Genomic DNA, 10860 nt, shown 5'->3' with positions numbered 1-10860 from the left:
GCTCGGGCCGGTGCTGGCCGCGCTGATGGCCAAGGACCCGGCCGACCGGCCGAGCGCGGACGAGGCGGCGCGGATGCTGGCCGAGGTGCAGGCCGGGCACACCATGGGGCTGACGACGGTGGGGCCGTCGGCCGCGCCGGTGCGGGTGCCCACCCAGTCGGTGCCGCTGGTGGACCGTAGCGGGGGGCCGGAAGGGGCCGCGGAGCCGGTGTCCAAGGGCTCGGAGGACCCGACCGATCCGCGTCCGGCTACTGCCGTGACCGCCGTTGCGGGCACGGTTCCGCCCGCCGTTCAGCACCCCGCCGGGGGCGTGCCCGCCGCTGCGCAGGCGCACACCGCCGCCGGAGCGCCGGTCGCGTACTCCGTTGCGCCCGCCCGTGGTCCGGCCGGACGCCGCAACCGGATGAAGCTCGTCGCCATCGTGCTGGCGGTCGGCGTGCTGGCGGCAGGGGCGACCTTCTTCGTCACCCGGCACCTGGTCGGCTCCCCGGCCGCCGACCCCACCCCGACCGCGCAGCCGGACACGGCCGAGCCCACCGACGAGCTGGCGACCGGCACCCCGACCCCGGGGGCGCCCGCGCCCGCCGGCTACCGCTGGGTCGACGACCCGGCCGGTTTCCGCTTCCCGCTGCCGACCGGGAACCCGGCCTGGCAGCGCATCCTCGGGACCGACAACAACCAGATCTTCTACAGCCCCGACAACAAGGTGCGCTACCTGCAGTTCGCGGTCACCGTCGGCCAGTCGGTCAAGCCGCTGGACCACATGCGGGAGATGGAGGTCAGCGTCTCCAAGTCGCTCAAGGACTACAAGCAGCACCGGATGGCGAGCACCGCGGTGAACGGTCACGAGGCGGCAGTCTGGGAGTTCAGCTACGCGGCCAAGGAGGGCGGTCGCCGGCGCGCGATCGAGACCGAGTTCATCGACGAGGACGGCACCGCCTACGCGATCTACTCGTCCAGTCCCGACAAGGGCAATGACTGGACGGAGGCCTTCCAGCGCTTCACCACGGTGCTCAACGGCTTCACGCCGACCCGCTGACGCAGTGCCGTAAGGGCGGAGCGCCCCGCTTTCGCCCGACTGCGGCAGATTCTTGTTACCGACGGGTACCGCACCGGCCGCCGAAGGCCTAGGCTGCGCCGTATGTCGGACCTCACAGCAGATGCAGTGGCCACCGAACACCCCGGCGCCTCCCCCGTGGGCGGCAACCCGGCCGCTCCCGGCGGCGGGCGGACCGTCGTGGCCGCCGTCCCCCGGTCCCTGGTCGACCGGCTGGCCACCGGGGTCACCGCCACCGCGGAGCCCAGTGTGGTGGAGACCGTCGCCCCGCTGACCGGTGAGCGGCTGGCCGGTCTGCCGCAGTCCACCCCGGCCGACGTCGAGGTCGCCTTCCAGTTGGCCCGCCGCGCCCAGACCGCCTGGGCCGCGCTGCCGGTGCGCCGCCGCGCCGCCGTGCTGCTGCGCTTCCACGACCTGCTGCTCAAGCGGCAGGACGAGGCGCTGGACCTGGTCCAGGCCGAGACCGGCAAGGCCCGGCTGCACGCCTTCGAGGAGGTCCTGGCCGTCGCCACGGCCGCCCGGCACTACGGGCGCGCCGCGCAGGGCTACCTGAAGGACCGCCGCCGCGGCGGTGCGCTGCCGGTGCTCACCCACACCGTGGAGGCCCGCCGCCCCAAGGGCGTGATCGGCCACATCTCGCCGTGGAACTACCCGCTGGAGCTGTGCGTCGGGGACCTGCTGCCCGCCTTCGTGGCCGGCAACGCGGTGGTCAACAAGCCCGACACCCAGACCGCGCTGACCGGGCTGTGGGCCCGGGAACTGCTGATCGAGGCCGGGCTGCCGGCCGACCTGTGGCAGGTGGTGATCGGCGACGGCCCGGTGATCGGCCCCGCCGTGGTGGAGCACGCCGACTACGTCTCCTTCACCGGCTCCACCCGCACCGGCCGCGAGGTCGCCCAGCGCGCCGCCGCCCGGCTGGTCGGAGCCTCGCTCGAACTCGGCGGCAAGAACGCCATGCTGGTGCTCGCCGACGCCGACCTGGACGCCGCCGCCGCGGGCGCCGTACGGGCCTGCTTCTCCTCGGCCGGGCAGCTGTGCATCTCGATCGAGCGGCTGCTGGTGCACCGCTCGGTGGCCGACCGGTTCCTGGAGCGCTTCGTCGCCCGCACCCGGGCGCTGCGGCTGGGCGGCGGCCTGGCGTACGGCGCCGACATGGGCTCGCTGGTCTCCGCCCGGCAGCTGGAGACCACCACCCGGCACGTGGAGGAGGCGGTCAAGGCCGGCGCCACCGTGCTGACCGGCGGGCGGGCCCGGCCCGACCTCGGCCCGTACTTCTACGAGCCGACCGTCCTGGACGGGGTGACCCCGGAGATGGCGGTCTGCGGCGAGGAGACCTTCGGCCCGGTCGTCTCGGTCTACCGCTTCGACACCGAGGAGGAGGCGGTGGCCGCCGCCAACTCCACGCCGTACGGCCTGAACTCCAGCGTCTGGACCAGGGACCTGCGCCGCGGCCGGGCGGTCGCGGCCCGGCTGCGCACCGGGACGGTCAACGTCAACGAGGCCTACGCGGCCGCGTACGGCTCGGTCGCCGCGCCGATGGGCGGCATGGGCGACTCGGGGCTGGGCCGGCGGCACGGCGCCGAGGGCATCCTGCGCTTCACCGAGGCGCAGACCATCGCCACCCAGCGGATGATGCCGATCGCGCCCTCGTTCGGGCTGGACGACAAGCAGTTCGCCGCGGTGCTGACCGGCGGGCTGCGGGCGCTCAGGGCGCTGCGCTTCAAGTAGCGACAACTCGCTTCCCCCCAAGCAGGTTCGACCCCTCGAAGGAGCAGTGGCAGATGGTGGAGTCCGGCGGTTCGGCGGAGTTCGACTACGACGTGGTCGTGGTCGGCTCCGGCTTCGGCGGTTCGGTCGCGGCGCTGCGGCTGACCGAGAAGGGCTACCGGGTCGCCGTCCTGGAGGCCGGGCGGCGCTTCGACCGGGACGAACTGCCGCGCAACTCCTGGGACCTGCCGAACTACCTGTGGGCGCCGCGGCTCGGGCTGTACGGCATCCAGCGGATCCACCTGCTGGCGAACGTGCTGATCCTGGCCGGCGCCGGGGTCGGCGGCGGCTCGCTGAACTACGCCAACACCCTGTACGTGCCGCCGAAGGCGTTCTTCGAGGACCGCCAGTGGCGCCACATCACCGACTGGCAGGAGGAGTTGGCGCCGTTCTACGACCAGGCGCAGCGGATGCTCGGGGTCCGGCTGAACCCGACCGTCACCCCGTCCGACGTCCACCTGAAGGCGGCGGCCGAGAAGATGGGCGTCGGGGACACCTTCCACATGGCGCCGGTCGGGGTCTTCTTCGGGGACGGCAAGGACACCGACGGCACCGCCGAGGCGGCGCCCGGTGAGGAGGTCGCCGACCCGTACTTCGGCGGCGCCGGCCCGGCCCGCAAGGCCTGCGTGGAGTGCGGCGAGTGCATGACCGGCTGCCGGCACGGCGCCAAGAACATGCTCACCGAGAACTACCTGTACCTGGCGGAGCGGGGCGGCGCGGAGATCCACCCGCTGACCACGGTGGTCCGGATCCGCGAGCTCGGCGAAGCCGACGGGAACCGTGGCTACGCGGTGGACGTGCGCCGCACCGACTCCGGGTCGCGGACCGACCGGGTCAAGGCGGGCGCCCGGACCATCACCGCCGCCCGGGTGGTGGTCGCGGCCGGCACCTACGGCACCCAGTCGCTGCTGCACCGGATGCGCGACGCCGGCCACCTGGCCCGGATCTCCGACCGGCTGGGCGAGCTGACCCGCACCAACTCCGAGGCGCTGGTGGGCGCGCAGACCACCGACCGGCGCTACGGCACCAAGGCGGACTTCACCAAGGGCGTCGCGATCACCTCCTCGATCCACCCGGACGCGAACACCCACATCGAGCCGGTCCGCTACGGCAAGGGCTCCAACGCGATGGGCGCGCTGTCGATCGCCCAGGTCAAGGGCGGCGGGAAGGTCCCGCGCTGGCTGCGCTACCTGGGCAACTCGGCGCTCCACCCGGTGACCTTCGCCCGCTCGATGAACCAGCGCGGCTGGTCCGAGAAGACGATCATCGGCCTGGTGATGCAGTCGCTGGACAACTCGATCACCGTCTCGCTCAAGAAGGGCCCGCTCGGCAAGCCCCGGCTCACCTCCAGCCAGGGCCACGGCACCCCCAACCCGACCTGGATCCCGGCCGCCGAGCAGGGCGCCCAGGCGCTGGCCGACGAGATCAACGGCTTCCCGGGCAGCACCGTCGGCGAGATCTTCGACATCCCGATGACCGCGCACTTCCTCGGCGGCTGCCCGATCGGCGACGCCCCCGAGACCGGCGTGGTCGACCCGTACCACCGGCTGTACGGGCACCCCGGGATCAGCGTGGTGGACGGCGCGGCCGTCTCCGCCAACCTGGGCGTCAACCCCTCGCTCACCATCACCGCGCAGGCCGAGCGCGCGCTGTCGATGTGGCCCAACAAGGGCGAGGCGGACCGGCGCCCGGCCCAGGGCGAGGCCTACCGCCGGGTCGACCCGGTCGCGCCGGTGCGCCCGGCCGTGCCGGAGGGCGCCTTCGGTGCGCTGCGACTGCCGCTGCTGCCCGTCCCGGAGGTCCCGAAGAAGCACGGCTGAACCGGGCCGGGTGGGCCAACCAGCTCGGTCCGTTTCCTGGTTGACAGCTGTTCGGGTCCGATGGGATAAACGGGCTCCCTGGGGGACCAGGAACTCGTCGAGCGGGGGGAATGCGGTCCATGGCCAACTGCGCATCGTGCGGCGCGACTTCGGTGGAGGGGGCGCCCGTCTGCGGCTCGTGCGGACGGCCGACGGCACCCCCGCCCCCGACGGCCGTCGCGCTGCCCGCCGTACCGCAGTCCGCCCCCGGCTACGGACCGCCGCCCACCGGGTCCCCGGGGGCCTACCCGCCGCCCGGCCCGGGCGCCGGGTACCCGCCGGTCGGCGGCCCGCCCACGGTGGGCAGCTGGGGCGCGGGGCAGCCGTACGACCCGAAGGCCGCCCAGTCGCCGGTGGTGCGCTGGCTGACCGGCACGAACTGGCGCCCGGCGCTGCGGGCCGCCGTCGGGCCGACGGTGGTGCTGCTGCTGGCGGCGCTGGCAGCGGCGATCCCGGGCGACTACACCTACGACCAGGCCTTCCGGACGCCCGACTTCGGCGACCGCCTCCTCTCCACCCTGGCGATGGCGCTGAACGCGCTGGGCGCGCCGTTCCGGATCGGCTTCGACAACCCGATCACCAGGAGCCGCTCGGAGACCCTGGAGGTCACCCTCTGGGTCGTGCCGATGACCGTCACCGTCCTGTGGTGCCTGGCGCTCTGGCTCGGCCTGCGGGCCGGGCTGCGCCGGCGCAAGGCCGACGGCTCCCAGCTGACCCGCGGCCAGGCGGCCGGCGAGGCGCTGCGCACGGCGGTGGTGCTCGGACTGGTGACCGTGGTGCTCGGACTGGTCGCCGGCAGCAGCTGGAACCCGGGGAACGCCTACGGCGACTCCGACTACTACGGCTCGGGCTCGGGACTCGGGAAGTCGTCCTTCAGCACGGACTCCGGCTGGCTGTGGGCAGTGGGCTGGGCCCTCGTGGTGGGCGGGCTGCTGGCCTTCGCCGTCTACGGCACCGACGCGCTGCGCTGGGCCGCCTGGCGCAGCCGGGCGGTGCGCGGCTGGGCGGTGGCCGCGCTGACGGCGGGCCAGGCGCTCGCACTCACCCTCGGTCTGGCCTCGGTGACGGCCTTCGTGCTGGTCGCGGCCACCAGCGACGACGGCGGGCAGACGGCGCTCTCGCTGGCCTTCCTGCCGAACCTCGGCCTGCTGCTGCTGGGCCTGGGCTCGGGCGCGACCCTCCAGGCGAACAGCACCGCGAGCCCCGTCCCGGGCTGGAGCGAGGACCACGACAGCCACCGGGAGTTCTCCTTCTTCGACCTGCACGGCGAGACGGCCGACTGGCGCTGGACCGGCCTGTTGGCGCTCGCCGCGGCGTTCCTGCTCGGCTGGACGGCCTACCGGCGGCAGCTGGACGCGGCCGACCGGCTCCGGCTGGCGACCGTGTACGCCGCGCTGCTCATCGCGCTGTCGGCGGCGTCCGGTGGGCTGTTCAGCACCTCGATGTCCGTCCAGTCGCCGACCGCCGGGAGCTTCGGCGGCGTGAACGACTCGGCCATGACCGCGGACGGCTCGGTGAGCCTGGTGTTCCTCAGCGTGCTGGTGGCCAGTGTGGTCTGGGCACTGGTCGGTGCGCTGCTGGTGCCAGCGCTGCTGGCGTCGCTGGGCGGGCGGGGTGGGCCGGCGCCGTACGGGGCGGTGCCGCCCGGCGCGGCGCCGTACGGGCCGTACGGGGCGGTGCCGCCGCAGGTGCCGCACCCGGCCCCGCCGGTTCCCGGGCAGGGCGTTTCCGGGCAGGGCGCCCCGGTGTACGGGGTGCCGCCGCAGGGGCCTGTGCCGCCCGGCCTGCCTCCGCAGGTGCCGCCGTACCCGGCCGGGCCGACGGACGCGCAGGTGGTCGAGGTGGGCGAGGTGCTCGGCTCGCACGACGCGCCGCCCGCCCCTGCCGCCGGGACGCCGCTGCCGGCGGACGCGCCGCGGCCGCCGGAGGAGCCGGTCGACCCGACGGTCTGGCGCGACCACCCGTAGCGCGCGAAAAGGGCGGGAAAAGGGCAAAGGGCCCCGCGGGGGAACGGGGCCCTTTGTCGCTCAGCACTCGGCGTCAGGGCTGCGCCGGTGCTGGAGGTGACGGCGCCGGGGGAGGAGCGCCGTCCTGTCGGTTGGCTCGTGGTCGTGCCCCTTCGGTGCCGACGTGGGTGGCCGGCGGAGCGGGGCACGCGCCCGTGCGGCGGCGGGTCGGCGGGCAGGTCTGCGCCGGTTCTCCGCTCACGGAGCGTGAAGTGAAAACCGCTGTCGCCTTCCTGCGCGGCGACGGCGGAGACATCCGTCCGGGCCTCCGCGGTAGGCCTGCCAGCCGCCGGGAGAACCGTTCACACGGAGCATCGTGCTGGACGGAGGGCTTGCTCTGCAACCGGTTCGGCGAGGTTGGAGCCAGCCTGCCGGCCGATGACAGCGCGTCGAATGATCACGTTGAGTAGTGGTCCAGGGGCTACGGCGCACGGGGACGCGCGTAGCGGCGCGGGACGGAGGGGGAATGCGCCGGGGCGCGCCCCGGACCGGACGATCGGTGTGACGGCCGACCCCCGGGCGTCCCCGGGAGCCGACCGTCCCACCTCTCGGCCCAGTCGCGGCCGGGGTCGCTGTCCCCTGCTGGCCGGCCGCGGCACCCGCGCACGGTCCCACGGCGCCGCCGCCCCGGCGGGCCGGGGCGGCGGCGCCACGCGCGCCGGTGGACTGGGGTGAAGCTCCACGCGTGGTCCTGCAGTCCGTACGGCGGTGCCCCCGGTAGGGGGCGGCGGCGGCGCGTCTGGCGGACGCGGCGCGGCCGTCCGGTCGTCAGAAGCAACGAAGGGCGGGCCCTCCCGGTCACGGTTCCTTGGACGTGCAGACGAGTGAAACCGGACAGCCCGGTAGAATCGGTGTCCAGACACCCCACACCCGTCCGCCGCCGCAGCCCCTGCCCGGGGAGGCGGTTCCGCGCGACACCTCGATACCGCTGCCGGAAGGCCGTCTGTGTCCTCTGCAATTCCCGTCCAGTCCGTGCCGGACAACGACACCGTCCTGGTGGTCGACTTCGGTGCCCAGTACGCCCAGCTCATCGCCCGTCGGGTGCGTGAGGCGCGGGTCTACAGCGAGATCGTGCCGAGCAGCATGCCGGTCGCCGAGATGCTCGCCAAGAACCCGAAGGCGATCATCCTCTCCGGCGGTCCGTCGTCGGTCTACGAAGAGGGCGCGCCGCAGCTCGACCGCGCGATCTTCGAGGCCGGTGTCCCGGTCTTCGGCATGTGCTACGGCTTCCAGCTGATGGCCAAGACCCTGGGCGGCACCGTCGACAACACCGGCGCCCGCGAGTACGGCCGCACCCCGCTGACCGTCTCCCGCACCGGTTCCACCCTGTTCGAGGGCGTCCCCGCGCAGCACTCGGTGTGGATGTCGCACGGCGACGCCTGCTCCGCCGCCCCGGAGGGCTTCACCGTCACCGCCTCCACCGACGTGGTCCCGGTCGCGGCCTTCGAGAACGACGAGGCCCGGCTGTACGGCGTCCAGTACCACCCCGAGGTGCTGCACTCCGACCACGGCCAGCAGATCCTGGAGCACTTCCTCTACCGCGGCGCCGGCATCGCCCCGACCTGGACCACCGGCAGCGTGGTCGAGGAGCAGATCGCCCTGATCCGCGAGCAGGTCGGCAACAAGCGCGCGATCTGCGGCCTGTCCGGCGGCGTGGACTCCGCGGTCGCCGCCGCCCTGGTCAACAAGGCCATCGGCGACCGGCTGACCTGCGTCTACGTCGACCACGGCCTGATGCGCAAGGGCGAGACCGAGCAGGTCGAGAAGGACTTCGTGGCCGCCACCGGCGTCCAGCTGAAGGTCGTCGACGCCTCCGAGCGCTTCCTGAACGCGCTGAAGGGGGTCACCGACCCCGAGGAGAAGCGCAAGATCATCGGCCGTGAGTTCATCCGGGTCTTCGAGCAGGCCCAGGCCGAGATCGTCGCCGAGGCCGGCGCGCACGGCGAGTCGGTCGACTTCCTGGTGCAGGGCACCCTGTACCCGGACGTGGTGGAGTCCGGCGGCGGCACCGGCACCGCCAACATCAAGTCCCACCACAACGTCGGCGGCCTGCCCGAGGACCTGCAGTTCCAGCTGGTCGAGCCGCTGCGCAAGCTGTTCAAGGACGAGGTCCGGATGGTCGGCCAGGAGCTGGGCCTGCCGGAGGAGATCGTCCAGCGCCAGCCGTTCCCGGGCCCGGGCCTGGGCATCCGGATCGTCGGCGAGGTCACCAAGGAACGCCTGGACCTGCTCCGCGACGCCGACGCGATCGCCCGCGAGGAGCTGACCGCGGCCGGTCTGGACCGCGAGATCTGGCAGTGCCCGGTCGTGCTGCTCGCCGACGTGCGCAGCGTGGGCGTGCAGGGCGACGGCCGCACCTACGGTCACCCGATCGTGCTGCGTCCGGTCTCGTCCGAGGACGCCATGACCGCCGACTGGTCGCGCCTGCCGTACGACGTGCTGGCCCGGATCTCCACCCGGATCACCAACGAGGTCCGCGACGTGAACCGCGTCGTCGTCGACGTCACCAGCAAGCCGCCGGGCACCATCGAGTGGGAGTAGCACTCCCGCGCCGCTGAGCCGGTGCCGAACGGCCGCGCCGTCGTTCCCGTACGCGGGAGCGGCGGCGCGGCCGTTCGTTCCCCCGGGCGGGCCCGGGTGGGAGGTCCCACCGAAAGCGGGCGGGAGCGGGCAGAATGCGGACCGGACCTGTCAGGGAGTGGCAGGCCGCGAGGGAAGGTGTGCGGGATGTCGGAGGTCAGCAGCTCCGAGGCGGTCGACGGGGGAGCGGCCGACCGGGCCGCCCGGGCGGAGCGGTGGCGGGCGTTCGCGTCCCGGTACGCGCTGCTGCCGCTGCGGTTGTTCCTGGGCGTCACCTTCGTCTACGCCGCCCTGGACAAGCTCTCCGACGCGCACTTCCTGGCCGGGGCGGGCGACCCGGCCTCCTTCCTCTCGCAGACCCAGGCCGCCGAGGCCGGCGGCAGCCCGATCGCCTTCCTGCTCGGCCCCGCACTGCACACGCCCATCCTGTCCGCGCTGGCCATCGCCTTCGGTGAGCTGGCGGTCGGCCTCGGCACCCTGCTCGGCCTGTGGGGCCGGGTCGCGGCGCTCGGCGGCGCGCTGATCAACCTGAGCCTGTGGCTGACCGTCAGCTGGAACGTCTCGCCGTACTACCTCGGCAACGACCTCGGCTACCTGATGGCCTGGACGCCGCTGCTGCTGGCCGGTACGCCGTACCTGTCGGTGGACGGCTACCTGGCCGGCCGGGCCGGGCGGGACCGCGAGCGGGGGCTGACGGAGGAGCACGTCAAGCGCCGGGCGCTGGTGGACGGCGGGATCGCGGCGGTCGCGATCGGCGGCGCCGGACTGCTGACCGGCTCGCTGACCCGCACCTTCGGCCGGGGCAGGCAGGCCGCGCCCAAGCAGTCCGCGTCCGCGGCTCCCGGCGCCCCGACCACCGGCGCCCCGACCACCGGCGCCACGGCGCCCGCCCCCACGGTGGCCGCCCCCACGGTGGCCGCGGCGAGCGTGCCGGTCGGCGGCTCGGCCCAGGTCAAGGACCCGGTCACCGGGGACGCCGTCTACATCGTGCAGCCCAAGGCCGGCCAGTACTGCGCCTTCTCCGCGGTGTGCACCCACTCCGGCTGCGCCGTGGACGCGCCGAAGAACGGCCAGCTGTCCTGCCCCTGCCACGGCTCCCGGTTCGACGCCGCGACCGGCGCGGTGGTCAACGGGCCGGCCGTCAAGCCGCTGCCCAGGTACGGCGTCAGCAAGGACGGCGACAAGCTGACCCTGGGCCCGCTGCAGAGCTGAGCTCTTCGTACGAGGGCTACTCCTCCCGGTCCGGCCTGCCCCGCCGGGCCACCGCGGCGACCGCGCCGGCCAGGCCGCCCACGCCGAGCACGATGAAGGTGACCGGGACGACGATCCGTCCGTTCACCGACCGGTCGTTGAGCGCCGCCACCAGGTAGAGCACGGCGATCACGGTGAACAGGCCGCCCGCGATCAGCGAGAACAGGTCGAGCCGGTGCTTCCTCACTGCTGGACCACCTTGATGTCGCCGAGGCCGAGGCCGAGTTGGAGATCGAGCGTGCCCTTGGACGGCCGGCCGTCCACCGGGTTGAGCTGGTAGACGTGCCGTCCGGTGCCGTCGTTGCGGTCGCCGGGGACGGTGACGTTGCCCAGGCCGACC

General features: G+C 74.0%; 6 protein-coding genes and 2 pseudogenes. 7 read left to right on the top strand and 1 reads right to left on the bottom strand.

Going from position 1 to position 10860, the window contains the following annotated elements:
* The 7 genes and pseudogenes from ACWCYO_RS39020 to ACWCYO_RS38990 all read left to right on the top strand — a co-directional run.
* Nucleotides 1-1039 (top strand): annotated as a pseudogene (locus ACWCYO_RS39020) (hypothetical protein); the annotation flags it as partial.
* Nucleotides 1040-1141: 102 nt separating this feature from the next.
* Complete coding sequence (locus ACWCYO_RS39015) at nucleotides 1142-2785, top strand: succinic semialdehyde dehydrogenase (RefSeq protein ID WP_449786851.1); 1644 nt, start codon at nucleotides 1142-1144, stop codon at nucleotides 2783-2785.
* A 53-nt stretch (nucleotides 2786-2838) separates the two neighbouring features.
* Nucleotides 2839-4644: a GMC oxidoreductase gene (locus tag ACWCYO_RS39010; protein WP_449786850.1), complete on the top strand. Its 1806-nt coding sequence runs from the start codon at nucleotides 2839-2841 to the stop codon at nucleotides 4642-4644.
* Between the two features lie 119 nt (nucleotides 4645-4763).
* The gene (locus ACWCYO_RS39005; protein ID WP_449786849.1) at nucleotides 4764-6650 is read left to right on the top strand and encodes a hypothetical protein; all 1887 of its coding nucleotides are present in this window, start codon (nucleotides 4764-4766) and stop codon (nucleotides 6648-6650) included.
* A 1011-nt stretch (nucleotides 6651-7661) separates the two neighbouring features.
* On the top strand, nucleotides 7662-9230 hold the full coding sequence (guaA, locus tag ACWCYO_RS39000) for a glutamine-hydrolyzing GMP synthase (RefSeq protein WP_405000697.1): 1569 nt from the start codon (nucleotides 7662-7664) through the stop codon (nucleotides 9228-9230).
* A gap of 186 nt (nucleotides 9231-9416) precedes the next feature.
* Nucleotides 9417-9944 (top strand): annotated as a pseudogene (locus ACWCYO_RS38995) (DoxX family membrane protein); the annotation flags it as partial.
* Nucleotides 9945-9992: 48 nt separating this feature from the next.
* Nucleotides 9993-10481: a QcrA and Rieske domain-containing protein gene (locus tag ACWCYO_RS38990; RefSeq protein WP_449786852.1), complete on the top strand. Its 489-nt coding sequence runs from the start codon at nucleotides 9993-9995 to the stop codon at nucleotides 10479-10481.
* A 16-nt stretch (nucleotides 10482-10497) separates the two neighbouring features.
* On the opposite strand, the gene ACWCYO_RS38985 is transcribed toward ACWCYO_RS38990, so the two are convergent.
* The gene (locus ACWCYO_RS38985) at nucleotides 10498-10707 is read right to left on the bottom strand and encodes a hypothetical protein (RefSeq protein ID WP_270146512.1); all 210 of its coding nucleotides are present in this window, start codon (nucleotides 10705-10707) and stop codon (nucleotides 10498-10500) included.
* Nucleotides 10708-10860: the final 153 nt, after the last annotated feature.

The sequence above is a fragment of the Kitasatospora sp. NPDC001683 genome (genome assembly GCF_053596495.1).
The sequence above is the reverse complement of the archived record's forward strand: the minus strand, read 5'-3'. Positions and strand labels throughout refer to the sequence as shown.

Excerpts from the sequence above, each read along its gene's own strand:
- ACWCYO_RS39010 (WP_449786850.1), top strand. The coding sequence starts at position 2,839 with ATGGTGGAGTCCGGCGGTTCGGCGGAGTTCGACTACGACGTGGTCGTG.
- ACWCYO_RS39015 (WP_449786851.1), top strand. The coding sequence starts at position 1,142 with ATGTCGGACCTCACAGCAGATGCAGTGGCCACCGAACACCCCGGCGCC.
- ACWCYO_RS39005 (WP_449786849.1), top strand. The coding sequence starts at position 4,764 with ATGGCCAACTGCGCATCGTGCGGCGCGACTTCGGTGGAGGGGGCGCCC.